Source organism: Haemophilus parahaemolyticus (genome assembly GCF_002015035.1).
GTDB classification, from domain to species: domain Bacteria; phylum Pseudomonadota; class Gammaproteobacteria; order Enterobacterales; family Pasteurellaceae; genus Haemophilus_A; species Haemophilus_A parahaemolyticus.
On sequence record NZ_MUXY01000003.1, the window covers coordinates 1 to 24,939 of the forward strand.

Annotated in this window: 21 protein-coding genes and 2 pseudogenes; 14 read left to right on the forward strand and 9 right to left on the reverse strand. The window is 41.5% G+C overall.

Annotated elements, in window-relative coordinates:
• Positions 1-107: 107 nt before the first annotated feature.
• Positions 108-1,220: pseudogene (locus tag B0185_RS04410) on the reverse strand (porin); the annotation flags it as partial.
• Positions 1,221-1,513: 293 nt separating this feature from the next.
• Here B0185_RS04410 and proB point away from each other — a divergent pair.
• The 3 genes from proB to nth are packed head-to-tail and all read left to right on the forward strand — an operon-like array spanning position 1,514 to position 4,025.
• Positions 1,514-2,605: a glutamate 5-kinase gene (gene proB / locus B0185_RS04415; RefSeq protein ID WP_005706235.1), complete on the forward strand. Its 1,092-nt coding sequence runs from the start codon at positions 1,514-1,516 to the stop codon at positions 2,603-2,605.
• A gap of 8 nt (positions 2,606-2,613) precedes the next feature.
• A complete protein-coding gene (locus B0185_RS04420) occupies positions 2,614-3,390 on the forward strand; it encodes a TSUP family transporter (RefSeq protein ID WP_005706231.1) in 777 nt (258 codons plus the stop codon).
• Positions 3,390-4,025 carry an endonuclease III gene (gene nth / locus B0185_RS04425; protein WP_005706256.1) on the forward strand — a complete coding sequence of 212 codons (636 nt, stop codon included), beginning with the start codon at positions 3,390-3,392 and terminating at the stop codon, positions 4,023-4,025. Before B0185_RS04420 ends, nth begins: the two co-directional genes overlap by 1 nt.
• Positions 4,026-4,156: 131 nt before the next feature.
• Here the strand turns inward: nth and B0185_RS04430 are convergent, their stop codons facing one another.
• The gene (locus B0185_RS04430) at positions 4,157-4,375 is read right to left on the reverse strand and encodes an HP1242/YdcH family protein (RefSeq protein WP_005706248.1); all 219 of its coding nucleotides are present in this window, start codon (positions 4,373-4,375) and stop codon (positions 4,157-4,159) included.
• A gap of 181 nt (positions 4,376-4,556) precedes the next feature.
• Between B0185_RS04430 and B0185_RS04435 the strand changes: the two genes are divergently transcribed.
• The 3 genes from B0185_RS04435 (at position 4,557) to B0185_RS04445 (ending at position 7,549) form a co-directional block, all read left to right on the forward strand.
• Entirely contained in the window at positions 4,557-5,492 is a 936-nt protein-coding gene (locus tag B0185_RS04435) for a hypothetical protein (protein ID WP_005706244.1), read from the forward strand.
• Between the two features lie 84 nt (positions 5,493-5,576).
• Positions 5,577-6,395 carry a pyrroline-5-carboxylate reductase gene (gene proC / locus B0185_RS04440; protein ID WP_005706252.1) on the forward strand — a complete coding sequence of 273 codons (819 nt, stop codon included), beginning with the start codon at positions 5,577-5,579 and terminating at the stop codon, positions 6,393-6,395.
• A complete protein-coding gene (locus B0185_RS04445; protein WP_005706232.1) occupies positions 6,392-7,549 on the forward strand; it encodes a 3-phenylpropionate MFS transporter in 1,158 nt (385 codons plus the stop codon). The genes proC and B0185_RS04445 overlap by 4 nt, the downstream gene beginning before the upstream one ends.
• Here B0185_RS04445 and B0185_RS04450 read toward each other — a convergent pair.
• The 3 genes from B0185_RS04450 to rph form a co-directional block, all read right to left on the reverse strand.
• A complete protein-coding gene (locus tag B0185_RS04450; RefSeq protein WP_005706241.1) occupies positions 7,535-8,119 on the reverse strand; it encodes an anthranilate synthase component II in 585 nt (194 codons plus the stop codon). The two genes, B0185_RS04445 and B0185_RS04450, sit on opposite strands and share 15 nt — an antisense overlap.
• A complete protein-coding gene (locus tag B0185_RS04455; RefSeq protein WP_005706251.1) occupies positions 8,116-9,699 on the reverse strand; it encodes a DNA recombination protein RmuC in 1,584 nt (527 codons plus the stop codon). The genes B0185_RS04450 and B0185_RS04455 overlap by 4 nt, the downstream gene beginning before the upstream one ends.
• Positions 9,700-9,790: 91 nt before the next feature.
• On the reverse strand, positions 9,791-10,507 hold the full coding sequence (gene rph / locus B0185_RS04460; protein ID WP_005706236.1) for a ribonuclease PH: 717 nt from the start codon (positions 10,505-10,507) through the stop codon (positions 9,791-9,793).
• Positions 10,508-10,589: 82 nt separating this feature from the next.
• On the opposite strand from rph, the gene B0185_RS04465 reads away from it, so the two are divergent.
• Both B0185_RS04465 and ygfZ read left to right on the forward strand, forming a co-directional pair.
• Positions 10,590-11,453, forward strand: coding sequence for a YicC/YloC family endoribonuclease (locus B0185_RS04465; RefSeq protein WP_005706255.1), 864 nt, complete (start codon positions 10,590-10,592; stop codon positions 11,451-11,453).
• 26 nt (positions 11,454-11,479) lie between these two features.
• Positions 11,480-12,364 (forward strand): CAF17-like 4Fe-4S cluster assembly/insertion protein YgfZ, encoded by an 885-nt coding sequence (gene ygfZ, locus B0185_RS04470; RefSeq protein WP_005706253.1) that lies wholly within the window; start codon positions 11,480-11,482, stop codon positions 12,362-12,364.
• Between the two features lie 267 nt (positions 12,365-12,631).
• Here the strand turns inward: ygfZ and B0185_RS04475 are convergent, their stop codons facing one another.
• Complete coding sequence (locus tag B0185_RS04475) at positions 12,632-13,585, reverse strand: GlxA family transcriptional regulator (RefSeq protein ID WP_005706238.1); 954 nt, start codon at positions 13,583-13,585, stop codon at positions 12,632-12,634.
• 141 nt (positions 13,586-13,726) lie between these two features.
• Between B0185_RS04475 and B0185_RS04480 the strand changes: the two genes are divergently transcribed.
• The 3 genes and pseudogenes from B0185_RS04480 to B0185_RS04490 all read left to right on the forward strand — a co-directional run bounded on the left by B0185_RS04480 (position 13,727) and on the right by B0185_RS04490 (position 16,430).
• Complete coding sequence (locus B0185_RS04480) at positions 13,727-14,599, forward strand: MBL fold metallo-hydrolase (RefSeq protein WP_005706247.1); 873 nt, start codon at positions 13,727-13,729, stop codon at positions 14,597-14,599.
• Positions 14,600-14,622: 23 nt separating this feature from the next.
• A pseudogene (locus tag B0185_RS04485) lies at positions 14,623-14,852 on the forward strand (NADPH quinone reductase MdaB); the annotation flags it as partial.
• Positions 14,853-15,050: 198 nt separating this feature from the next.
• Complete coding sequence (locus B0185_RS04490) at positions 15,051-16,430, forward strand: L-serine ammonia-lyase (RefSeq protein WP_005706243.1); 1,380 nt, start codon at positions 15,051-15,053, stop codon at positions 16,428-16,430.
• A gap of 43 nt (positions 16,431-16,473) precedes the next feature.
• Here the strand turns inward: B0185_RS04490 and mnmC are convergent, their stop codons facing one another.
• The 3 genes from mnmC to nrdG all read right to left on the reverse strand — a co-directional run bounded on the left by mnmC (position 16,474) and on the right by nrdG (position 20,955).
• Entirely contained in the window at positions 16,474-18,474 is a 2,001-nt protein-coding gene (mnmC, locus tag B0185_RS04495; RefSeq protein ID WP_005706242.1) for a bifunctional tRNA (5-methylaminomethyl-2-thiouridine)(34)-methyltransferase MnmC2/FAD-dependent 5-carboxymethylaminomethyl-2-thiouridine(34) oxidoreductase MnmC1, read from the reverse strand.
• Between the two features lie 170 nt (positions 18,475-18,644).
• Complete coding sequence (gene nrdD, locus B0185_RS04500) at positions 18,645-20,426, reverse strand: anaerobic ribonucleoside-triphosphate reductase (RefSeq protein WP_005706233.1); 1,782 nt, start codon at positions 20,424-20,426, stop codon at positions 18,645-18,647.
• Between the two features lie 67 nt (positions 20,427-20,493).
• Positions 20,494-20,955 carry an anaerobic ribonucleoside-triphosphate reductase activating protein gene (nrdG, locus tag B0185_RS04505; protein ID WP_005706234.1) on the reverse strand — a complete coding sequence of 154 codons (462 nt, stop codon included), beginning with the start codon at positions 20,953-20,955 and terminating at the stop codon, positions 20,494-20,496.
• 352 nt (positions 20,956-21,307) lie between these two features.
• Here nrdG and rsxA point away from each other — a divergent pair, with 352 nt between their 5' ends.
• The 3 genes from rsxA to rsxC are packed head-to-tail and all read left to right on the forward strand — an operon-like array spanning position 21,308 to position 24,910.
• Positions 21,308-21,889: an electron transport complex subunit RsxA gene (gene rsxA / locus B0185_RS04510; RefSeq protein ID WP_039863165.1), complete on the forward strand. Its 582-nt coding sequence runs from the start codon at positions 21,308-21,310 to the stop codon at positions 21,887-21,889.
• Entirely contained in the window at positions 21,889-22,500 is a 612-nt protein-coding gene (rsxB, locus tag B0185_RS04515; RefSeq protein ID WP_005706250.1) for an electron transport complex subunit RsxB, read from the forward strand. Before rsxA ends, rsxB begins: the two co-directional genes overlap by 1 nt.
• A complete protein-coding gene (rsxC, locus tag B0185_RS04520; RefSeq protein WP_078208087.1) occupies positions 22,493-24,910 on the forward strand; it encodes an electron transport complex subunit RsxC in 2,418 nt (805 codons plus the stop codon). The genes rsxB and rsxC overlap by 8 nt, the downstream gene beginning before the upstream one ends.
• Positions 24,911-24,939 lie beyond the last annotated feature (29 nt).

Here is a 24,939-nt window from a genome sequence, read left to right on the forward strand (position 1 = left end):
AGATACAAGGGGCAAATTATATTTGCCCTAAATATTCATGCCATATCAGGGCGAATGTAATTCGCCCCTACGTTAGAACAGCATTAACAATATCGTTTTAGATAATATTACCAATAAGCACGCGCACCGATAACGGCTACATTATCGCGAACACGGCTTGACTTGTTGCCGTTGGTGAAGTTTTTGATATGGTTGCTTTGCCATTCAACGAATGCTTTTAATTTTAAGTTCATTGGTTTGAGGTAGTCACTGAATAAGTAGTATTCAGAACCAACCATAAACTGATTATTACGGCGTTTAGTATCATTTTGACCAGATACCGCATTCAATTTATTTTCTTTATACGCATGCATTGTATACACGCTTAAATCGTCGGTTAATTTTTGTAATGCAACGGTACGTACTTCTTTCTCAATGCGTTTGTTACCCACATAGGTTTGATCTTTGGTTATACGACGCTCTAAATCTACACCTACAGTTGTTTTATCGTAAGTGTAAGCTAAGCCTAAAGCGTATGCGTTACGGTCATAAGTTGGGCGGTTAGCTTGTTCGAAACGATCACGAGCGAAACCAATACCTGTTTTTATGCTCTGTTTGCTGTCAATTTTATATTTATAGGTTACACCTACACCCCAAATATCTTTTAGCTCATTGCTTAAATCTAAACCGTTTGCACCTCGTTGGCTATGACCTGAATAGAATGCCCCTACTTTTAAGCCTTCAACACCAGAGTAAGTATATTGTATTGCGTGGCGTGCTGCATAAGGTAATAAACCATCAGAAAGGCTTAATGTATTTGCTAAATCTGTTTGCTTTACTTCATCGGTAATGGTTGCCATATTACCGTAAGTTAACTCACCGAATGATTTGTGACCAAAGCCGGCATAAAGGTGGTGGTCGTATAGGTGATCAAAACCGTGTTGTGATGAAGCTAAATCTTGGAAACGCCATTCCACACGCCCCAATGCATAGAAGCCTTCACCTAATTGTTGAGTTATTTTGAAGCCAAAACGTGAACCATTGTCGCGAACCGCTTGGTTTACGTGGTTGCGGGTATTGTTACCATTTACGGGTGAAGTTTTATTTGCAGTACTACGCCATTGCAAGCGTGCAGACCCCGTGAAATCAATTTGCGTGCCTGTTTCTTCTGCTTTATAAATTAAAGCAGATACATCATTTGCTAAAAATGCACCTGCGAAAAGTGCTAATGCGGTTTTTTTTCATTGTAAAATCTCTCGAGTAAAAAGGTGGGGTATTTTTACTCCATATAAAAAGTGCTATCTAGTTTATTTTACAATATGAAATAAATAAAAGTTATACAAACATAAGTGGTCAGTTTTTTATTTTTCGATATTTTATAAATGTAAAGTGTATCTCTTCGACATTCCTTATCGAGGTAACAAATAGTTTTTAATATTTGATGTAAAAGTATTGATGGTACTGCTCTTGACTTACAATAGCTTCATTTATAGTATGAGCCAAGTCTCTGAGTCCTTTCCAAATGGAATCCACTATGTCAAAAACCATCGTTATCAAATTCGGTACAAGTACCCTTACCCACGGCGGTAAAAGCCTCAGCCGTCCTTATATGTTGGAACTTGTAAAGCAGATTGCCAAGCTTCATCAACATCATCGCGTTATTGTCGTGACTTCTGGTGCAGCCGCTGCAGGGCGTGATTATTTAGGGCATCCAGAACTGCCAAAAACGCTTGCTTATAAACAGATGCTTGCTGCGGTTGGGCAAAGCCAGTTAATCCGCACTTGGGAAAATCTTTTCGATATTTATGGCATTAACATCGGGCAAATTCTCTTGACCCGTGCTGATATTGATGATCGCGAACGTTTCTTAAATGCACGCGATACACTCAATGCTTTGCTTGAACAAAAAATTATCCCTGTTATCAATGAAAATGACACCGTGGCAACCGAAGAGTTTAAAGTAGGCGATAACGATAATTTATCTGCTTTAGTGGCAATTTTAGCTCAAGCTGATCAGCTCTATTTATTAACCGACCAAGAAGGCTTATTTACAGCTGATCCGCGTAAAGATCCAAGTGCTACTTTACTTTCTGTGGTTGAAAAAATCACACCTGAAATTCGCCAAATTGCGGGCGGAAGCTCAACAGGGCTTGGCACTGGCGGAATGAGTACCAAAATTATTGCTGCTGATATTGCAACTCGTTCAGGCGTAGAAACCATTATAGCCTCTGGTTCACGTGAAAATGTGCTGGTCGATTTAGCCAATGGACAAGCGATTGGTAGCAAATTTGTGGTTCAATCCGACCGCTTGGAAGGGCGTAAGCAGTGGCTTTTTGCCGCACCTCAAGTAGGAAGCATTGTAGTGGATAAAGGGGCAGAAACCGCATTATTGCAGCACAAATCGCTCTTGCCAGTTGGAATTCTAGAAGTTAAAGGCGAGTTTGCCCGTGGCGAATTAGTGAAAGTATTTAACACCGAAGACAAACCGTTAGCACTTGGCTTGGTTCGCTACGGTGACGAGGCTTTACGCCGTATTAAAGGGCAAAAATCGGCTGGAATTGAGCATATACTTGGTTATGAATTTGGCACAGTGGCAATTCACAGCGATGAAATGGTGGTTTATTAGGAAAATGTATGGAACTTGGACTTGATGTTGGACTTGATGTGATTGCAATGCTTTTTGGCGTTGCGACTGTTGCTGGTTTTATTGATGCGATTGCGGGCGGTGGAGGGTTATTAACCATTCCCGCCTTGCTTTCAACAGGCTTGCCGCCTGCCGTAGCTTTAGGTACGAATAAATTGCAAGCTTGCGGAGGTTCATTCTCAGCTTCGCTCTATTTTGTTCGCAAAAAAGCGGTCGATTTAAAACAGGTTGCACTGCTGATTTTACTGACATTTATCGGTGCCGCTCTTGGTACGATTGTGGTACAAAATATTGATGTGAATGCATTGAAAATCGGCTTACCTTTTCTAATTTTTGCTATCGGCATCTATTTTTTATTTAGCCCAAACATTGGCGATCAAGATCGCAAACAACGCATCAGCTACCTGCTGTTCGGCTTTACGGCAGGAATGGGATTAGGCTTTTACGATGGTGTTTTCGGACCTGCAGTCGGCTCATTTTACACACTCGCTTTCGTGCTTTTACTTGGTTTTAATCTCACCAAAGCGGTTGCTCACGCTAAAGTATTGAACTTTACCTCTAACTTCGCATCGCTACTTTTCTTCATTTTTGGCGGTGCCGTCGTGTGGGAAATTGGCTTTATTATGCTTATTGGGCAATTTATCGGAGCAACATTGGGAGCGAGAATGGTGGTAACTAAAGGCAAAAAACTAATTCGCCCAATGTTAGTGACAATTTCGTTTATAATGGTCGCCAAAATGCTCTATGAACAAGGATTTTTTGGATAATGAACCAAGCAAAACGTATTGAAATTTTAACAAGATTGCGGAATGAAAACCCGCATCCTACCACTGAATTAAATTATTCCTCACCTTTTGAATTGTTGATCGCAGTCATTCTTTCTGCCCAAGCGACAGACAAAGGCGTGAACAAAGCAACAGATAAACTTTTCCCCGTTGCTAATACGCCTGAAGCAATTTTAGCTTTAGGCGTAGAGGGTTTAAAAGAGTACATCAAAACCATTGGGCTTTTTAATAGTAAGGCGGAAAATATCATCAAAACGTGCCGTGATTTGATTGAAAAACACAACGGCATTGTGCCCGAAGATCGTGATGCGTTAGAAGCCCTTGCGGGTGTTGGGCGAAAAACCGCTAACGTGGTGTTGAATACCGCATTTGGTCATCCAACCATTGCCGTTGATACGCATATTTTCCGTGTTTCGAACCGCACAGGTTTTGCTCCTGGGAAGAACGTGGTTGAGGTGGAGAAGAAACTACTGAAAGTTGTACCTGCTGAGTTTAAAGTTGATGTGCACCATTGGTTGATTTTGCACGGTCGCTACACCTGCATCGCCCGCAAACCCCGTTGTGGCTCGTGCATTATTGAAGATTTGTGTGAGTATAAAGAGAAGACGGATATTTAATAAATATCCTCATTTTAGATCTTTGTTTGAAGTTTCAAGATAAGCTTTTTTGAAATATCTAATCCCTATTGACTAAAAAATTAAAGGGCTGAATATTTGATATTCACCCCTTTCAACGTTCAATTAACAACCTATTTCGCAGAATATTTTCTTAAAATCGCATAAAGTTCATCTTTAATTTTCAATTTTTCTTTTTTAAGCGTTTCAACTTCCTGTTGAGTGGCGAATTCAATATTCGCTTCTTGATTTTTAATTTTTTGATCGATTTCATTATGCTTATCAAATAAACGAGCGAAATGGGCATCTTCGTTTTTCAATTTAGTAATCAAATCACGATATTCCGGAAACATAGTAAACTCCTTAAATTAGATTATTAATAGATTTAATTTCATCCTACTCCTTTTGATTTAATTTTGTAGTGAAATCTCACAAATTTTTGAACTAGATCACAAAATTTTTACCCACTTCTACTACGACAAGCGGAAAATTTAACGGTATAATGTAAACTCAACTATTCAAGAGGCAACAAGAATGCGCTACAAAGCTCTCTTTACTTTGTTATTTACCCTATTAAGTGGCAATGCTCTGTCTGATTGGAAGAAAATCAATGATTTAGATTACACATGGGGGCCCTTTAAAATTTACAACATATCTCTTTTCACTGAAACGGGCGAATATCAACCCAATATTCGTCCACTTATGGTGAGCCTAAAATATGATAAGCCTGTGGATGGACGTGATTTTGCTATTTCTATCGCACGTTCTTGGGCACATTTAGAAATAAAATTTCCCAATCAAGAGGCAATAATCGACCGCTTGCGTAGAACTTTGCCCGATTTAAAACCAGGCGATATACTCTATTATGTTGCGTTGACTGATCGTGGTTATTTTATCGTTAATAATCAAGTTATTGCAGATGAATTTGACAAAGCTACCAATGATGCCATTTTAGCTATTTGGCTTGATCCAAAAGTGGAGCTTAGCCGCAAATTGATTGTGAAGAAAACCAATGGTTCTCAGAATATTCATATTGCTGAGAACGCTCCTGAAGATTCGGATGAAATCAATGTCGTTTCACCATTGCTGGAAGAAAAAAATAGCAAGTCAAATCCTGAGCTTTCAGATAAAACTGCCACAACGGAACAAGTGGTCGATCTTGAGTCAGAAAATGCACATGAAAAAGTGAAAATGCACAAACAACCAGTTGTTGGCATGCCTGATAAAGCCATTATTGAGCCAATGAAAGTGGAGCCAACGCCTGAAACTAAAACTGCACAAGCGGTTGAAAATGTAGCTGAAGTAACGACTGAAAAGGCAGAAAAGCAGCCAGCTCAAGATACATCTAAAGCTCAGCAAGAAGAACCGAAAACAGAACCGAAATCGGAAAATAAGGTTGATCCTGAAAACCCAGAAATCGACATCCGTCCGATTGAAGATCCTATGCCTGAGAATATCAGAGCAAGTTAAATATTATGCCGACTGAATGGTCGGCTATTTTTTATCTACTATTTCTCCCTTGTAGGAAAGAAAAATAATAAAAGAGACACTAAAATGCAATATCCAAAACTTACCTTCATCGGCACAGGCAATATGGCTTGGGCAATCATTCAAGGCTTATTAAAAAGCGGTTATCCTGTAAGCCAAATTATTGCTTGCAACAAAAGCAACCAAACCCGTCGCAATGAATTACAAGCGGTGGGAATTGCAACACAATTTACCAATCGTGAAGCAGTTGAGCAGGCTGAGGTTGTCGTCCTAGCTGTGAAGCCACAAATGATGGCAGAAGTTTGTACTGAATTTGTAGATATTGATTTCTCACAAAAAATCGTTATTTCGGTGGCAGCTGGCATTTCCATCGCTCGTCTTGAACAACTTTTACCGACCGCTAAAAACATCGTTCGCACTATGCCAAATACGCCTGCGTTAATTGGCGAAGGTTTAACGGGCTTATTTGCAAAATCGTCAGTGAATCCGACCGCTTGTCAATTGGCGGAGATGCTGATGTCTGCCATTGGGCAATGTCATTGGGTGGATGAAGAGCATAAAATCAATCAGATTATCGCTCTTACAGGTTCAAGCCCCGCTTACTTTTTCCGCTTTATGGAAGCGATGCAACACTCCGCGGAAAAAATGGGTTTTTCTACGGAAGATGCTCGCTTTTTAGTACAACAAGCCGCTCTTGGCTCGGCGAAATTAGTGCAAGCCAATCCCGATATTCCACTTTCACAGCTACGTGAAAATGTGACTTCAAAAGGTGGTACAACTGCAAAAGCGTTGGAAATTTTCGAGCAACAACATTTGGCGGAAACTGTTGAGCAAGCAATGCAAGCCGCTATTTCACGAGCTAACGAAATGGAGCAATCGTTATGATCACACTTTCCCCATTTAAATGGGCATCTTTTAACTTTTTCGGCTTTTTTTGTGCTTATGGCGTAATGTTGCCATTCCTACCAGTTTGGCTCAAACATTACGGATACAGTGCAGAAATGATCGGTTTAATCGCCTCTGTGGGTTATATTTTCCGATTTCTAGGGGGTTTACTCGCCTCACAACGGGTAAAACATGTCGATCATCTCATTCCAACCGCTCGCGGTTTAACTTGGCTGAATCTTGCTGTCATTCCGTTCATTTTCCTCTTTGCGGATAATATTTGGGTACTTTTCCCGTTGTTAATGCTGTTTCACATATTCAACGCTGGGGCTATGCCAATCGCAGACAGTATCGCGTCCATCTGGCAGCAACAGGTGGGATTAGATTATGGTAAGTCTCGCTTGTTTGGTTCAATCGCCTTTGTGGTGGGCTCACTGAGTTGCGGTTATCTTGTCGGCTTTTTAGGCGCAGAATCAGTGCTCTTTATTTTCATGGGGTTTATGTTATTGCTCGCTTTCGGACAATCATTCAAGCCTTCAATTGCGTTACAACAAAACAGCGAACATCACGCAACAAATTCGCCAAGTTCTTGGGAAATTTTCAAAGAACCGACCGCTTGCCGAATGCTAATAACCGTTTCGCTCATTTTAGGCTCGCACGCTGCCTACTACACTTACAGCACGCTCTATTGGTCGTCGCTTGGTATTTCAACAGAGATGATCAGCCTGCTTTGGGGTATTGCAGTGGTAGCGGAAATCTGTATGTTCTTTCTTGCTAAACGTTTTTTAGGCAAGGTTAAAATCCACTATTTGATGATGGTTGCCGCAGCGGTAACCATTTCCCGTTGGATTTTACTGGCTAACATTACTAATCCAACATTGTTTATTTTTGAACAATGTTTGCATTCATTTAGTTTTGCCATGACGCATTTTGCGATGATTCGCTATATTTCTAGCCAAAAAGTAGAAAAAATCGCTAAACTGCAAGGGCTCTATTTTGGCTTATCGAACTGTGCCATTGTTGCGGTTTTTACTTTTATTTCAGGCTTACTCTATCAATATAACCCAAGCTATATGTTTATTTTGATGGCAATTTTTGTTGTGCCAGCCTTTTTCCTTGTGCCAAAAAAATTTCCAAGCCTACTCGCTCATTAGCCAATTGGATAACATTTCCCGACCATATTCGGTAATAAAAGATTCGGGGTGAAACTGTACCCCGTAAATTGGCAGATTAGCATGTTTGAACGCCATTAACACCGCTTGATCGCAAATTGAGGTTGCAACAAGCGGTGTTTTTTCAAGAGAATTTTGCGAAATTGCCCATGAATGATAAAGCCCAATGTTGAAACTTTCAGGCAAACCATCAAACAGCGGATTCTCTTCAAGCTGGCTTAATGGGCGTTGTTGCCCGTGCCGAACTTCTGCAAGGTTATATAGCTCCCCACCAAAAAATTCTGCAATGGTTTGATGCCCCAAACAGACACCCAAAATAGATTTATGCTGAGAATAACGCTCTAACATCGCAAAATTATTTGGATAAGCTCTTGGGACATCAGGCCCTGGCGAAATCAGAATATGGCTAAAATTTTCCACTTCATCCAAATCCAATTCCTCACTAAAGATAATCTGCATTGGAATGTTGAGTTCACGACAAATCGGACGGAGGAGATCCACCAAATTAAAGGTAAAAGAATCGTGGTTGTCGATGATAAGTAATTTTTTCATGATTCCTCTTTCTCCACCAACAATTCCAATCTCGCCGTATCCAAATCATTCTGTATAAATTCGACTTGCGGCACATTTTGGCTGGCTTTAGTTGAAAGCTGCTGGAAACGTTCAACTTTACCAAGCAAACCTTGTCGCCCAACTAAAGCAGTGACTGTTTGATTGTACTGATTATTTACGGTATTTAGCGTGTTGCCAAGCTTACTCAAACGTTCAGCAATGGTACACACTTGGTTGTAAATATCACCCGCTTTTTCGCTGATCTCACGAGCTTCGCTGTTACCTCGTTCAATTCGCCAAAGGTTTGCAACTGTACGTAAAATTGGCATTAGCGTGGTGTACGAAACCAAGATCACATTACGTTCATAACCAAAGTTAAAGAGCTGCGGATCGTGCTTCATTGCCTCAATGTAAGCAGGCTCAATCGGCACAAACATCAGCACAAAATCAGGGCTTTTCACGCCTAAAAGTGAGCTATAATTTTTCTTGGAAAGCCCATCAATATGTGCCCGCAACGAGCGGCAGTGTTCATCGAATGCTTGTAACACTTCGGCTTGATTTTCGGCACGAATTGCTTTGTCATATGCTACCAGCGAGACTTTGCTGTCGATAATTAAATGCTTGTTATCAGGCAGATGCAATACAAAATCAGGAGCAAAACGTTTGCCCTCTTCATCGCGAAAATTTTCTTGAGCTACATAATGCTCATTTGCCAATAAGCCCGCTGATTGCAACGCACTTTCTAGTTGCACTTCACCCCAGTTACCTGCGATTTTATTGTTGCCTTTCAAAGCAGTTGCCAAATTTTGTGCTTCTTCTGACATCGACACACCAATTTGTAACACTCGCTTGATCTCTGCTTCCAAGTTTGCCGTGCCTTTAAGCGACTCGCTATGCACTTCATTCACACGTTTTTGGAAGCCTTCGATTTGCTCTTTAAATGGTTTGAGCAATGCATCTAATGAGGATTGATTACTTTGAGCGAAAAGTTGGCTTTTTTCTTCTAAAATCTGTTGAGCCAGATGTTGAAATTCCACATTTAGCTGCTGTTTTACCTGCACAAAATTGCGTTGTTGCTCTTCAAAATTTGCCTGTTTTTCGTTTAAAGTCGTGCGTAATTCAGTTAGTTCATTTTGCGATTGAATGAATTGTCCGTTCAAGCGTTGGCATTCTTGTTCTTTTTGGTTCAAATGTTGATGGCTAAAAGCAAGTTGTTCTTCCAAGCTCTCCGCCTTTGCTTGTGTTGCCCCAATGCGTTCTTTCAACTCGTTGATGTAGCTCTCTTGCTGATCTTCCAACTGAGCTGCTTGATCAATTTTCGCTTGCAAGCGGTGAATTTCGTTCTCTTTTTCGCTAATACGATTTTCTGCATTTTCGGAGCGAACCTTATATTGTACCGCCCATTGTTCTACCTGTGATTTTTCAGTTGCAAGCTGTTCAGTTTTTTGCGAAAGTTGGGCAAGTTGAACTTTCTGTTCTGCCGCTTCGTTTGCTAAGCGAGAATGCAGAAAAAAGAGGGTAATGGAGAGAAAACTGAGTAAAATTAAGCCGATGTAGAGCCAGATTGGATCGATTGTCATAGATGCTAAATATCGGGCGGACTTCAGTCCGCCAGTTAAAGAAATGAAATGGCAGACTGGAAGTCTGCCCTACCAAATAAATGATAGAAAATTATAGATTTAACGCTTCACGCTGAGCCGTAACTAACTGGTTAATTCCTTGTTTTGCAAGGTCTAACAAACGCAATAATTCATCGTGTGAGAACGGTTCACCTTCTGCAGTGCCTTGCACTTCAACCATTCTGCCATCTTCAACCATTACCACGTTCATATCGGTTTCCGCATTTGAATCTTCCACATATTCCAAATCACAAACCGCTTTGCCATCCACAATACCAACAGAAACCGCAGCGACTAAGCCTTTAAGTGGGCTGGTTTTAAGCGTACCATTTTCGATTAAGTGAGCAATGGCATCGTGTAATGCTACACAAGCACCAGTGATAGATGCGGTGCGCGTGCCACCATCGGCTTGAATCACATCGCAATCCACGGTAATAGTGCGTTCGCCAAGTGCTTTAAGATCGACCACGGCACGTAAAGAGCGTGCGATTAAACGTTGAATTTCCATCGTTCTGCCTGTTTGCTTGCCTTTTGCCGCTTCGCGTTGGGTGCGGGAATGAGTGGCACGTGGGAGCATACCATATTCCGCAGTTACCCAACCTTGTTGTTGTCCTTTTAAGAAGCGTGGTACAGTTTCTTCAATGGTTGCATTGCAAAGCACTTTGGTTTCGCCAAATTCAATTAATACAGAGCCTTCAGCATATTTGGTGTAATGACGGGTAATTTTTACAGGGCGGATTTGGTTTAATTCGCGATTATTTGGACGCATAGTTTTTCTTTCCTTCTACTAAAATTCTTGGCTATTTTACAGTACAATAAGCTAATTTTCATTATAAAACAGGACAATCAAGATGATTTATAGTATGACCGCCTTTGCTCATTTAGAAATTAAAAAAGAGTGGGGCAATGCAGTGTGGGAAATTCGCTCCGTCAATCAACGCTTTTTAGAAACCTATTTCCGCCTGCCTGAAGCCTTTCGCCATTTAGAAATGGGCTTACGAGAATGCCTGCGTAACTCGCTTACTCGCGGGAAAGTGGAATGTAGCCTACGTGTAGAATTAGCACAAGCGAGCAACAATAAAATCGCATTAAATAATGATTATGCAGAACAAGTTATCGCTTCGCTTAAAACTTTGCAGGGCATTGCGGGAGAAGGGGAGATCAACTTGGTGGATGTGCTACGTTACCCTGGTGTGGTAGATGCACAAAGCCAAGATTTAGACCAAATTGCCCAAGATTTATTGGCAGGTTTCGAGCAAATATTAACCGATTTTATTGCGATGCGTGGACGCGAAGGGGCAAATTTACACGCGATTATTCAACAACGCCTAGACAGTATCGCAGAGATTGCTCAAAGCGTGCAAAACCAAATGCCAGAAGTGTTGCAATGGCAAAAAGATCGCCTGCAACAACGCTTTGAGGAGCTTAATCTACAACTTGATCCACAACGCTTAGAACAAGAAATGGTACTCACCGCACAGCGTGTCGATGTGGCGGAAGAATTAGACCGCTTGCAATTGCACGTGAAAGAGACTAGCTCAATCCTTAAAAAAGGCGGTGCAGTAGGACGTAAATTAGATTTTATGATGCAAGAGCTCAATCGCGAGTCCAATACACTGGCTTCAAAATCAATCAATGCCGATATTACTAATTCTGCGGTGGAATTGAAAGTGCTTATCGAGCAAATGCGTGAGCAAATCCAAAATTTAGAATAGAAAAAGGATTTTTTAAGGACTTAAAAATGAAATGCGAATGTAATCAAATTAGCAAAATCTATCCCGAACTTTGCGTATTACTTGAACAATATCGTTTGATTGAAATTGCAGGAGTGGATGCAGAAAAATATCTGCAAGGGCAATTAACTTGCGATGTGGCGAAGCTTGAAGTAGCCAGCCACACACTGACTTGCCACTGTGATCCCAAAAGCAAAATGAGTGCCTTGTTCCGTTTATATCGAGCGAGCCAAGAGCAATTTTTTGCCATCATCCATCAAGATTTATTGCCTGAGGCTTTAACTCAGCTCAAAAAATATGCGGTGTTCTCGAAAGTGACTTTTACCGAATTAGATACCAAACTCTATGGTGTAACAAGCGGTGAGATCTTGGCAAAACTTCACGAAAATTCGACCGCTTTAGTGTTCCCACAAGGGCAAAAGCGTGCAATTGTGTGGGGTGAAAATTTAGAAATAAATAGTTCGGCTAAACTTTGGGATTTAATAGATATTCAAGACGGCTTACCGATTTTGCTTAAAGCAAATCAATTTGAACTTATCCCTCAAGCAGCAAATTTACAAGCGGTCGAAAATGCGATTTCCTTTACCAAAGGTTGCTATATCGGGCAAGAAACCGTAGCACGAGCAAAATATCGTGGTGCAAATAAACGTGCGATGTTTACGTTGGTTGGTCAAGTTGCAGGCGAAATTACTTTACCAGAAATTGCTTCTAGCATTGAAATGCAACTCGGTGAAAACTGGCGTACAACTGGAACAATTCTTTCTGCTGTGCATTATCAAGATAAATTGTGGCTGCAAGTAGTAATGAACAAAGATGTAGAGCGAGAAGCTAATTTCCGTGTGAATGGCATTGCATTGCAGATTTGTGAATTGCCATATTCGTTAGAAGAATAGTATAGGCATAGTAGACAATAGGGCTTAAAGCCTTGCACTATAAGGCTTTAAGCCAATTTTTAGCACCTATTTTTCTACTATACCCAAAAAGTTATTGCTTTTTTATGAAGTCATATCATAGCAAAAAGAAAGTATCAATTAAAATAGAAAGTGTATTATATAAAAAATATATTTGATAACATTCTTAGATATAAAAATCTAGGGGTTGAGGTAGATTGAATTTGCACAAACACCTAAAAATCTGACCGCACTTTAAAATAAAAAGATCTAAACCTCCTCAATTTGAAACTGTTTACGCCAGCGATTCGGTGAAATCTTATGTTTTTTCAAGAAGTGCTGACGCAAGGCGGTATCGCTATGAAATCCACTTTGTTCTGCAATATCAGTAATAGATAAATCTGTGCTTTCCAAAAGCTCTCTTGCTCGTTGTAGCCTTGCTTCAATTAACCATTGATTTAATGACATTCCAGTTGCTTTGCGAAAATGTCTGGTGAAAGTGCTACGGCTCATTGACAAACGTTCGGCAAGGCTATCAGTCGAATGAAGTGCGGTCAGATTTTCATTTAAATAAGCAAGCAACGCATTGATATTATGATTAGGTGTGGAACGAGAAATAGGGCGTTCGATAAATTGTGCTTGTCCGCCTTCACGATGAGGGGGGATAACCAGTATTCGGGCAATATGATTGGCAATTTTCACACCATATAATTTACGGACAATAGAAAGGCAACAATCCATGGAAGCGGCTGTTCCTGCTGAGGTAATCAGTCGATCTTGTTCCAAATAAATAGGATTTAAATCCCATTTCACCTGCGGAAAACGATGAGTAAAATCACTATCTCCCAGCCAATGTGTGGTTGCTTTTTTGCCGTTAAGTAGACCACTGCATGCTAACACATAGGCACCATAACATAAACCCACCACTGTCGCACCACGTTGATATGCTTGCCGTAACGCCGTTAATAAAGCCTCACTTGGCATCACTTGAGTATCATGCCATCCAGTCATCACAACAATATCGGCATTCTCCAACCACTCTAAACCTCCATCTAAATGTATGTGAAATAGCGAGTTTGTCAGGTTGTCCGAATCGCTAACAATTTTACACTCAAATAACGGCTTGCCGTTTAAATCCGACATAGAAAAAACGGAATATGCCATCGCAAAATGAATAGGCATCATTTGTTCATACACAATTAAAGCTACTGTGGGTGTATTCATTTTATTTCTCCTACTTTGATATGAGCATAACACAGAAATGACCTGATTATTATGTTTATTAGTTTTTTATCTATTTTTGCGCAATTTTGTTCTCACTATAATATGTTTATTCATTCAATAACGTATAGAAAAGGAAAAAACATGAACTTAAAAACCTTAATTAGCACTACAGCATTGGCTATTAGCGCAAATACTTTCGCTGTAGATCTTGCCTCTAAAAACACTGATAGCTACCAACATATCCGCAATGCCACTGGTCGCCTGAACTACGCAGGGAAAACTTTTTTAATTGATCCGATGCTTGCTGAAAAAGGGCGTTATGCAGGCTTTGAAGGGACATTAAATAGCCATTTGCGTAATCCACTTGTGGAATTGCCGATGAAAGCAGAAGATACTTTCAAAGATGTTGATGCCATTATTTTGACTCATACACATGAAGATCATTGGGATGAGGTTGCACAAAAAATTTTACCTAAATCCATCAAAATTTTTGTGCAACATGAACAGGATGGCGACTTACTCAAAGCGCAAGGTTTTACTAACATAACTAGTTTATCGTTGGAAAAATCGGTGGAGTTTGAAGGTATTGTTTTAAATAAAACCGGCGGTTCTCACGGCACAACGGAAATGTACGCTGTACCACAATTAGCTGAGATTTTAGATGAGGCGATGGGCGTAACATTCCAAGCGAAAGGTCATCCAACGGTGTACTTGGTTGGTGACACAGTTTGGACTGCCGAAGTAAACAAAGCCATTAATCGTTATAAACCTGATGTAATGATTATGAACACTGGTGATGCGCGAACCTTAGCTTTTCCGAATGACGGCATTATTATGGGGTTACAAGATGTTGCCCATGCTCGCCAAATGCTACCAAATACAAAACTTATCACGGTGCACATGGATGCTGTAAACCATATGTCTGTTTACCGTAAGGATTTACGCCAATTTGTCCAAGCAAACAAGCTTGAAAATGTAGTAATTCCAGAAGATGGTGAAACGGTGAAGTTTTAAAATAAGCACTGGTTGAAAGGTAAAAACACATGATCTCGCTTACTTGGAATGCACCGATTGAAACGTTTACCCGCGAAGGCTAATTCTTCGAAGGTAAAGGCGTGGATGCTTTGCACATGTCTTTCCACAAACTCAACGAGTTCATCGGCTTGACCCGCCTGCCGACATTCTTATGTAACGATGTAATTAAAAATCTATAGTAGAACAATACTTAACCTATTACCAAGCACAGTTGGAAAAAGTATTCGGTTAATTGCAAAATATGAGTTTAGAAGGTGGGCATTCTTGCTCACCTTTTTTATTTCAAACGTTTATCAAACTTTCTAATAGGGAGGACAAGAGAATAGACTGAGTTTAGAAAAATTAAAATAGCTTTTTTAAGTTTATATCTTTTCAACTTTCAAGTAGAATACCGCTCCTTTAGTTTTACAAAGTATAGTTCGTAAATTTTATGATTAGCGTGTTTGATATGTTTAAAGTAGGAATTGGTCCTTCCAGTTCTCATACTGTCGGTCCAATGAAAGCAGCAAAACAATTTATTGATGAACTTATTGCTTGCAAATTATTAGGCAAAACTAACCGCTTAGAAGCTCATATTTATGGCTCTCTTTCGCTTACTGGTCGTGGGCATAACACTGACATTGCCGTAGTAATGGGCTTGATGGGCTATTTGCCAGATAATGTGGATATTGAAAGCATTGAGCCAACGATTGAGCAAATCAAGCAAATCCATCAGCTCTATTTAGCTCAAGCAGATAGTTCAAACACGCATACCATTGATTTTGATTTCTACAAAGATATGCCGTTTCATTACGACTTTTTACCTCGTCACGAAAATGGGATGATGCTTAAAGCGTTCAATGCAGATGAGCTACTTTTCGAAAAAACATTTTATTCGATTGGTGGTGGGTTTATCGTCGATGATGAACATTTTGGTGAAACGGCTCAAAACGAAGTGCAAGTGCCTTTTCCTTATCAATACGCGGAAGACTTGTTAAAACATTGCCATGAGCAAGGTTTACCGCTTTCTAGCCTAATGTGGAAAAATGAGTTGGCACTGCGTTCAAAAGGAGAAGTTGAGCACTATCTTGCTCATATTTGGCAGACAATGGAAGCCTGTATTCAGCGTGGCTTGCACACTGAAGGCTTATTGCCAGGTTCGCTAAAAGTAGTTCGCCGAGCAGCCTCACTGCGTCGAAGTTTGGAAGCAAATAGTAAATTCAACCAAGATCCAATGCAAATTATCGACTGGGTTAATATGTTTGCCTTAGCGGTAAATGAAGAAAATGCAGCAGGTGGACGCGTGGTTACCGCACCTACGAATGGTGCTTGTGGCATTGTGCCTGCCGTGTTGGCTTATTATCAGCAATTTATCGCCCCACTTAACCAAGAAACCATAGAGCGCTATTTGTTAGCAACCAGTGCGATTGGCTCGTTATATAAAATGAATGCCTCAATTTCAGGAGCAGAAGTAGGTTGCCAAGGCGAAGTGGGTGTAGCTTGTTCAATGGCAGCAGCAGGCTTAACTGAAATTATGGGTGGTACACCAGATCAGGTTTGTATTGCAGCAGAAATTGCAATGGAACATAACCTAGGCTTAACTTGCGATCCTGTGGGCGGACAAGTGCAAGTGCCTTGTATTGAACGTAATGCGATTGCAGCGGTTAAAGCTATCAATGCCAGCCGAATGGCGTTACGCTTAACAACACAACCTCGAGTTACCTTAGATAAGGTTATTGAAACGATGTACGAAACGGGCAAAGATATGAACGCCAAATACCGTGAAACCTCAACAGGCGGCTTGGCAATTAAGATTTTACCGTGTGATTAACCTAAATTAATAGCCCAAAGTCATAATTTACTTTGGGCTACTTTTATACTCTACTCCCCTTCAACAACTTTCGCATCCACGTGCGGTTTGGGTTTAAGGCTTGCCAAATATCTTCGCTGATAGGCAAAGGTTCGCCCACAATTAAGCTTGCCAACAATTCGCCCAATAACGGGGCTGAGGTTAAACCACGTGAAGCCAAGCCGTTAATCATATAGAGGTTGGTAAAATTTTCCGCCTTTTCAACCGCTTGTTTGCGGCGTAGTAGATTATACAAATTCGCATATTGCGCTTTTTGAGCCTCAAAATTCGGCACTGCCCCAACCATTGGAATACGATCTCGAAAAGCCGCTCGAATGCCAACTTTGGCGAGATTGTCTGATAAATCCAGCCCCTGTACCCAATCACAAGCGGTCACATTTTGCTGAAGTTTTGTAAGATTTTCTTGATGCTCTGCAAGGCTAAATTCGGTAGTCGCATTATCACGAATATGGCTTGCACCAATGCAATGCAAACCTTTTGAAGATCGCGGCGTTAAATAACCATCGTAACAAATCACACATTTGAGCGGAGATAATTTTTCAGTGGTCGGTACTTGGCTTACTTGCCCGCGAACAGGGTAAAGCGGAATGCCTTGAGCCTGTACGAATTCGTTAAAGCTATGCCCATTGGCAAGCACTAGAACCTCATGCGAGAAAGTTTCGCCTGAATGTTGCCAACGCCATTTTCCATTCTTCCATTGCGGAGCACAAACCTCGTGATTAAGCACAATACTCAGCCCCATTTTCTCTAATAAAGCAAAGCCGTTTTGCACCAATTGCACGGGCGAAAGCCAACCGCCCTCTTGAATAAAAGCACCGCTATTTGGCACAGAAACACCTAATTTTTCGCTCAATTCTTCTGCAGAACAGAGTTGAAATAGGCTATCATCTTGCATGATTTCCGCCAATTTTGTTAACTTTTTGACCTGCTTTTCATCGTAGGCATAAAGTACCACGCCTGTTAAAGCATGCTCAAAATCGACCGCTTGTTTAAGCCCATTCAAGCGTTGCAGAGCGTAATCAAAAGCGTGCACATAAAATCGCACATTGCGATCGTCATCATCGCTTAATTGCGGATAAATAGCCCCTTGCAGATTACCCGAAGCATTGCAAGCAACCTGATCATCTTTGCAATAAAGTGTGATTTTCTTGCCTTTTTCGAGGAGAGATAATGCTAAAAAGAGGCTTGCGACACCACCGCCAACGATCGCAATATCTTGGCAATGTTCAGCATTTTGCTGGTAAAAGTAAGGGAATTGTTGCGATTGGCTTTCAACTTCAGCATTTTTTGTGCCCCACAACATTTCTCGTTTTTTGCCGAAGCCTTTGCGTTTTTTCACCTCAAAACCGACCGCTTGCAATCCTCGTCTAACATTGCTTGAAGCCGTAAAAGTGGCAAAAGTGCCGCCCATACGTGTAGTGCGGAACATCTGCTGATAAAGCCCCTCATTCCACATTTCGGGGTTTTTATCGGGCGAGAAACCATCCAAAAACCAAGCATCTACGGCTTCGTCATATAAATCGCCCCATTGTGAAAGGCTCTCTTGTATATCGCCAAACCAAATATCAAGATAAATCTCACCAAAATGGTAACGCTGACAGCCTACTTGGCGAGGTTTCCAACACGCGGTTAAATTTGCTGAAAGTGTTGCAAATTGCGGATAACTTTCGTGAATTTGGCTTAATTGTGCGGAAGTTAACGGATATTTTTCAAATGAGAGAAAATACAAACGTTGCAGTTTATGTGTTGAGTTTTCTGCCCGAAATTGCTGAAATTTATCTGCCGCCGCCATAAAATTTAAGCCCGTGCCAAAGCCTGTTTCGGCAATTACAAAACTTTCACGCTCATGTGAAAGCCATCGTTCCCAAAGTTGATTACCCTCTTGGAAAACGTAGTAACTTTCTGCCAAGCCATCTTGGGTAGAAAAATAGATGTCGTCAAACTGCTCGGAAACGGGTGTATTGTTTTCATTAAATGTGAGTTGAGAGAAGGTGAGTTTTTTCATATCTAGCTCCTAACAAGTGGAGATATTCCGTTTCTCATTGAAAGAATGTTAATTATTTTATTATGCTACCGCTACATAATACCGAATTTTTCTATTCTGCCTAGAAAAATCAAAAGCGAATTTTTGGAATAAATTTAAAAAGTTAGCTTTTACACTGTCTATGCTACTTTCTACGCCGCTTCTCGGTGATAGAAGCGCAAACTATGTTCTTTTTGGCGAGCAGAGCTAAAGGCAGAAACTCGTTTTAAGTAGCCAATCACACGCGTGCCGTAATCAATGTCTTTCGAGCCACATTCTGGGCAGCATTGTAAGGTGCGTTTGTCGATGTAAGCACAGGTGTTGCAGATGGTGATTTTCACGTTAATGCAGAAGTAGTTGCAGCCTGTTTTGGCTGCAATGTCAAGCATTGTGCGGTAGCCTGTTTGGGTTAAAGCTTCATCTAAATTCAAATGCAAGGCAGAGCCGCCATCAAGCCATTCGATGAATTCTTTGCCGTGCAGCAAGAATTTATCAAGGGCGTTAATTTGCTCATCTTCCACCACATAAAAGTAGGAGTTGTAGCACTCTCGTGGCACAAAATAGCCGTCCGCTTTATCCCATTTTGCATTTTTAACGCCTAAATTCTCCGCTGGCACAAATTCGGTGTTGAATTTCACGCCATAGATTTTAGCGGCTTGTTGATTTGCTTCAAAAATCACTTTTAAGCGGCTTTGCACAAACTCCGCATAGTCTGGATTATATCCCACAGTTAAGCCTTGCGATTCCGCCGCTTCCACCATTCCATTTATGCCAATGGTGAGGAATTGCTTATCGAGCGAGATAAATCCCGCATCGTAAACAGGTAGCATACCTGCAGCTAAGTACTCGTCCATTAGTTTGCGATAGGCAACTTGATATTGGTGGATCTTACGCACTTCTGTCGCTAAATCCCGTCCATCTTGCACTAAACGGTTCATATTGAGCGTAATCACGTTAATCGAGCCTGTCGCCACACCGCCTGCACCAAGTGAATAAGAGAAAGTGTGATCTGCAATTTCATTGCGTAAGCGACAGCAAGAGGCAAGCGAATCGGGGTTATCTGATTGATAAATAAAGAAGGCATTGCCTTGCGAGAGCTCTTCTGCCATTTGGTCGGCAAATTCGTTGTCTTTGCATTTGCCATTTTCGGTCAACATTGCTGCGGTGACCACGGGGAAAGTCAAAATCGCTTTGGTACGCTCTTGGTTAAACCATTTCATAAAGAAACGTTGTAGCTTGGCAGTGGTTGCCCAATTCGGACGTTCAAAGTCGGGGAAGACAAAATCGCTGAACATCGCCTCAAAATAGAAGCGATCGTAAATCGAAATGTTCCAGAATACGCTTTGATAACCGCGTGCTGCGGCGGGTTGATTGATACTATAAACCACTTGTTGCAAGTGATTTTCCACCTCCAAGCGGTGTGTTTCTAGGTAATTTTCACCAAAATCTTTGCGGGCGAAATAGTCGAAATAGGTCAAAAATTCCACTGTTGCTACTGCGCCAGCAAATTGAGAACTCACAGCAAATACAAAGTTAATAAACGAACCGCAAAATGAGGCAAGATGTTTCGGGGCTTGAGATTCTCCGCCCAGTTTGGTTAAGCCTTCACGCAAAAATGGGTACATCGTCACCGATACGCAATAAGGCTTAAGGCTAGTTTCATCGTGAACGTAAATCTCGTGGTCTTCGATTTGGCGAAGATACTCGTCTGCCATCGCTTGCCCAAAGAGTTCTGCTATTTTTTGGCTCACTTTGGCACGGTTGATCTGCACGAAAAAATCTTTCATCAACTCTTGTTCCATTGTCGCAATGTTTTTTTGAGTCACGTTCGCATTAGCGTCCATTTTCGAACCATCAGCGGCGTTTTTAGCTTTTTTATATTCTGTGATGAAATCTAGCTTTTGAGAAAGTTGAGTGGGGGTAAGTCGAATCATATTGTTTCCTTAACACTACATGTTTTTTAATGATGAAAACTTTGTTCCCTCTATAAACGGGGAGATATCAACGAATAAACAAACTATTCAAACACTCCCCCGTTCTTAAATCGACAAATCGTTGGTTGGTGGTAAGACTATTTAATCCGCCACGCTCAGCAATCCAACGCCCTGTTTTGAGGTAGGTGAGTGAGGTTAAAATTCTTGGGTCAAGTTCTATTTTTTCTAAGCCTGTATAAAGACAGGTTGCCAGCCCCTCGGCTTGTGCTATTTTGAGCAATGGAATGAGTTTGTCAGGCAACCATTCACCACCCATAAATAACACGCAGCTAATTAAGTCTTGATATTTTTTGAGCTGTTTGACAAGGTAAATCTCCGTCAAAATTTGACCACTTCCACGTTTCCAGCTCTCGGTACTGTGGCAACCTTTGCAACCTAAAGGGCAGCCTGTAATCAAAAAAGCGAGGCTGGTTTCATTCGGCACTTCTTGCCAAACAACTTGTTGATTGCAAAATCTAATTTCTTCCATTTTAAAATTAAATCACTATATGTTGTGCATTTGTTTACTAATAACAACAAGATGTAGACATGCTACGATTTTTCTTTCAAAAAGAAAATCGAAAAATTTGCACGAAAGGGGTTGCAAAAATTTTAGTTAAATAAAATCAAAGAGATAAACCCAGAAAATTTTTCAGGTTAATTTGCGTTAAAAAATGGGTAAAAATGTTACAGTTTTGGTAAGCGGTTGAATTTCTTCTATTTTTTGCAAGGCTAATATTTTATTCATTGAAATTACCCCATTTTTTCTATTGTTCACACTGTCAAAAAACGGGATAATAAGCACATTTTTTTAATATTGAATGTGAATTTGGGTGTGGAAAATGGTGGATTATCTTCTTCTGATTATAGGCACGGCACTCATAAACAACTTTGTCTTGGTGAAATTTCTTGGGCTTTGTCCGTTTATGGGGGTATCGAAAAAAGTCGAAACAGCGATCGGTATGGGGTTGGCAACAACGTTCGTACTGACAGTGGCATCACTTTCGGCTTATTTGACGGAGACGTTTATCCTCATTCCGCTGCAAGCCCAATTTTTACGCACACTTGTTTTCATTTTAATTATCGCGGTCATCGTGCAATTAACCGAGATGATTATCCACAAAACGAGCCCTGTGCTTTATCGCCTACTTGGGATCTACCTACCGCTGATTACGACCAACTGTGCTGTATTAGGAGTGGCATTGTTGAATGTAAATCTTGCTAATAATTTAGTGCAATCAGTGCTTTATGGCTTTGGTGCCGCACTTGGCTTTTCACTTGTTTTAGTGCTTTTTGCTGCACTTCGTGAACGCTTGGCAGCAGCAGATGTGCCTCGCCCGTTCCAAGGTGCTTCAATTGCACTGGTAACTGCAGGCTTGATGTCGCTTGCCTTTATGGGCTTTGCAGGGTTGGTGAAAATCTAATGTTAGCCTTTTCCATTGTGACTTATATTATTATCGCCATCGTGGTTATCGCCTTGATTTTTGGGGCGATTTTGGGCTATTCCTCTGTAAAACTGAAAGTGGAAGAAGACCCAATTGTCGAGAAAATTGATGCGATTTTACCGCAAAGCCAATGTGGGCAATGTGGCTACCCTGGCTGCAAACCTTATGCGGAAGCTATTGCCAATGGCGATGTGATTACCAAATGCGTGCCAGGTGGTCAGCCTTTGGTAGTAAAAATTGCCGATCTATTGGGCGTTGATGTGCCTACTATGGATGGCGTAGAAGAACCCGAAACCAAAGTCGCGTTTATTCACGAAGATCTTTGCATTGGCTGCACTAAATGTATTCAAGCCTGCCCTGTGGATGCGATTGTAGGTGGCAACAAGGCAATGCATACCGTTATTGCTGATTTCTGCACAGGCTGTGAGCTCTGTGTCGCACCTTGTCCAACCAACTGTATTGAGATGATTAAACCGAAAAAAACGGCTCGCCAATGGAACTGGCAATTTGATCCAAATTTAGTCATTCCGATTGTGAACACTACCGAAATTCAACAGAAAAAAGTAATTGGCGGAGGAGCGGATGAGTAATCCAAATGAAGTGCTAACTCGCATTCGCCTTAATAAAGAAACGGGTAAACTTTGGCAATTTCCAGGTGGAATTCACCCGCTTGAAAACAAAAAACAGTCAAGTCAAAAGCCTATTCGCACGTTGAATTTACCGAAATATTTTTATGTACCTGTGGTACAACACTCAGGCTGGGCAGGCGATCTGATCGTCAAAGAGGGAGATTATGTCTTTAAAGGGCAATCCCTCACTCAAGGCGATCACTACCGCCAATTGCCTGTACACGCCCCAACTTCAGGGAGAATTGTAGCAATTGCTCCACACGTGGCATCACACGCTTCTGGTTTGCCAGAAATGACCGTAGTGATTGAAACTGACGGCAAAGATGAGTGGATTGAACGTAAGCCAATTGACGATTTCTTGCAGATGACAAGCGGTGAAATTATCGAAAAAGTTTACCGATATGGTATTGCTGGATTAGGTGGAGCGGTGTTTCCAACAGCATCCAAACTTAGCCTTGCAGATAAACGCTGTAAACTATTGATTATCAATGGGGCGGAGTGTGAACCTTACATTACCTGTGATGATCGCTTAATGCAAGAGCGTGCTGATGAGCTGGTTGAAGGCATCCGTATTTTGCGTTACGTGCTGCGTCCTGAAGAAGTCGTGATTGCGATTGAGGATAACAAGCCAAAAGCGATCAAAGCGGTCAAAAAAGCCTTGAAAGGTGCAAATGATATGTTTGTGCGTGAAATTCCGACCAAATATCCATCTGGTGCGAGTGATCAGCTTGTGCAGGTATTAACAGGCTTAGAAATTCCGCAAGGCAAACGTACCATCGAAATGGGTATTGTGATGCACAATATCGGCACGGTCTATGCAGTAAAACGTGCCATCATTGATGATGAGCCGTTAATCGAACGCGTGGTAACCCTTACAGGCGATAAAATCCGTAATAAAGGCAACGTGTGGGCAAGACTTGGCACGCCGATTATTCACTTGCTCGAACAGGTGGATTACCAAGCTGATGCACGTTTCCCTGTCTTTTTAGGCGGACCGATGACGGGCTTTATTTTGCCTTCGCTACAATCACCTATCACCAAAACAGCGAACTGTATTATCGCTCCAGATCATTTTGAATATGCACCACCAGAACCTGAACGCAGCTGTATTCGTTGCTCAAGCTGTTCGGATGCTTGCCCTGTTGGTTTATTACCGCAACAGCTTTACTGGTTTGCCCGTTCAGAAGATCACGAAAAATCTAACGAATACCACTTAGAGGCTTGTATTGAGTGCGGCATCTGTGCTTACGTCTGCCCAAGTTACATTCCTCTTATTCAATATTTCCGCCAAGAAAAAGCCAAAATTGCAGAAATAGAAGAGAAAACGAAGAAATCGGAAGAAGCAAAAGAACGTTTTGAAGCCCGTGAAGCTCGCTTGCAAAAAGAGAAAGAGGCTCGCACCGCTCGCATCAACCAAGCGGCTGAAAAACGCCGTGAAGAGATCGCTCAAAATCAGGGCGAAGATCCTGTAGCAGCTGCACTAGCTCGTATTAAAGCGAAAAAAGCGGAGCCTACAGCCGAAGTTCATGTAAAAGCCAATGGCGAACCTGATAACAGTGATTTGATGGCACAACGCAAAGCTCGCCGCTTAGCGAAACAGGCAGAGACTACACAAGCGGTTGAAAAAGTTGAAGAAACTGTAAAGCCAGCTGAAAATCCACCTGAGAACCTAGATGCGAAAAAAGCGGCTGTCGCTGCGGCACTCGCCCGCGCTAGAGCGAAAAAAGCGGGACACATAGCTGAACCGCCAAAACAAGAAAGCAAGCTAGATTCAAATCAGTCTGAAGCAGATCCACGTAAAACCGCCGTAGCTGCTGCACTTGCCCGTGCTAAAGCGAAAAAAGAGGCTCAGCAACAAGCACAAGCGATTGAAAAAACGGAAGAAGTTACAAAACCTACTGAAGAACTTGACCCACGTAAAGCCGCTGTCGTCGCGGCACTTGCTCGAGCCAAAGCGAAGAAAGAAGCACAACAAGCACAAGCGGTTGAAAAAACGGAAGAAGTTACAAAACCTACTGAAGAGCTTGATCCGCGTAAAGTTGCTGTTGCCGCAGCACTTGCTCGTGCCAAAGCGAAGAAAGAGGCACAACAAGCACAAGCGGTTGAAAAAACGGAAGAAGTTACAAAACCTACTGAAGAGCTTGATCCGCGTAAAGTTGCTGTTGCCGCAGCACTTGCTCGTGCCAAAGCGAAGAAAGAGGCACAACGAGCGGTCGAAAAAACCGAAGAGGTTGAAAAACCTACTGAAGAGCTTGATCCTCGCAAAGCCGCTGTCGCTGCAGCGATTGCTCGTACAAAAGCAAAAAAGCAGCTCAACAATAGAGTGAATAATAACCGAATAATGGAAAGAAAAGGAAGCATCAATGTTTAAAATGGTCAGCTCCCCACATACACACGGGA

Coding starts and splice junctions, on each gene's coding strand:
- proB (WP_005706235.1), top strand. CDS start 1,514: ATGTCAAAAACCATCGTTATCAAATTCGGTACAAGTACCCTTACCCAC.
- B0185_RS04420 (WP_005706231.1), top strand. CDS start 2,614: ATGGAACTTGGACTTGATGTTGGACTTGATGTGATTGCAATGCTTTTT.
- nth (WP_005706256.1), top strand. CDS start 3,390: ATGAACCAAGCAAAACGTATTGAAATTTTAACAAGATTGCGGAATGAA.
- B0185_RS04430 (WP_005706248.1), bottom strand. CDS start 4,375: ATGTTTCCGGAATATCGTGATTTGATTACTAAATTGAAAAACGAAGAT.
- B0185_RS04435 (WP_005706244.1), top strand. CDS start 4,557: ATGCGCTACAAAGCTCTCTTTACTTTGTTATTTACCCTATTAAGTGGC.
- proC (WP_005706252.1), top strand. CDS start 5,577: ATGCAATATCCAAAACTTACCTTCATCGGCACAGGCAATATGGCTTGG.
- B0185_RS04445 (WP_005706232.1), top strand. CDS start 6,392: ATGATCACACTTTCCCCATTTAAATGGGCATCTTTTAACTTTTTCGGC.
- B0185_RS04450 (WP_005706241.1), bottom strand. CDS start 8,119: ATGAAAAAATTACTTATCATCGACAACCACGATTCTTTTACCTTTAAT.
- B0185_RS04455 (WP_005706251.1), bottom strand. CDS start 9,699: ATGACAATCGATCCAATCTGGCTCTACATCGGCTTAATTTTACTCAGT.
- rph (WP_005706236.1), bottom strand. CDS start 10,507: ATGCGTCCAAATAATCGCGAATTAAACCAAATCCGCCCTGTAAAAATT.
- B0185_RS04465 (WP_005706255.1), top strand. CDS start 10,590: ATGATTTATAGTATGACCGCCTTTGCTCATTTAGAAATTAAAAAAGAG.
- ygfZ (WP_005706253.1), top strand. CDS start 11,480: ATGAAATGCGAATGTAATCAAATTAGCAAAATCTATCCCGAACTTTGC.
- B0185_RS04475 (WP_005706238.1), bottom strand. CDS start 13,585: ATGAATACACCCACAGTAGCTTTAATTGTGTATGAACAAATGATGCCT.
- B0185_RS04480 (WP_005706247.1), top strand. CDS start 13,727: ATGAACTTAAAAACCTTAATTAGCACTACAGCATTGGCTATTAGCGCA.
- B0185_RS04490 (WP_005706243.1), top strand. CDS start 15,051: ATGATTAGCGTGTTTGATATGTTTAAAGTAGGAATTGGTCCTTCCAGT.
- mnmC (WP_005706242.1), bottom strand. CDS start 18,474: ATGAAAAAACTCACCTTCTCTCAACTCACATTTAATGAAAACAATACA.
- nrdD (WP_005706233.1), bottom strand. CDS start 20,426: ATGATTCGACTTACCCCCACTCAACTTTCTCAAAAGCTAGATTTCATC.
- nrdG (WP_005706234.1), bottom strand. CDS start 20,955: ATGGAAGAAATTAGATTTTGCAATCAACAAGTTGTTTGGCAAGAAGTG.
- rsxA (WP_039863165.1), top strand. CDS start 21,308: ATGGTGGATTATCTTCTTCTGATTATAGGCACGGCACTCATAAACAAC.
- rsxB (WP_005706250.1), top strand. CDS start 21,889: ATGTTAGCCTTTTCCATTGTGACTTATATTATTATCGCCATCGTGGTT.
- rsxC (WP_078208087.1), top strand. CDS start 22,493: ATGAGTAATCCAAATGAAGTGCTAACTCGCATTCGCCTTAATAAAGAA.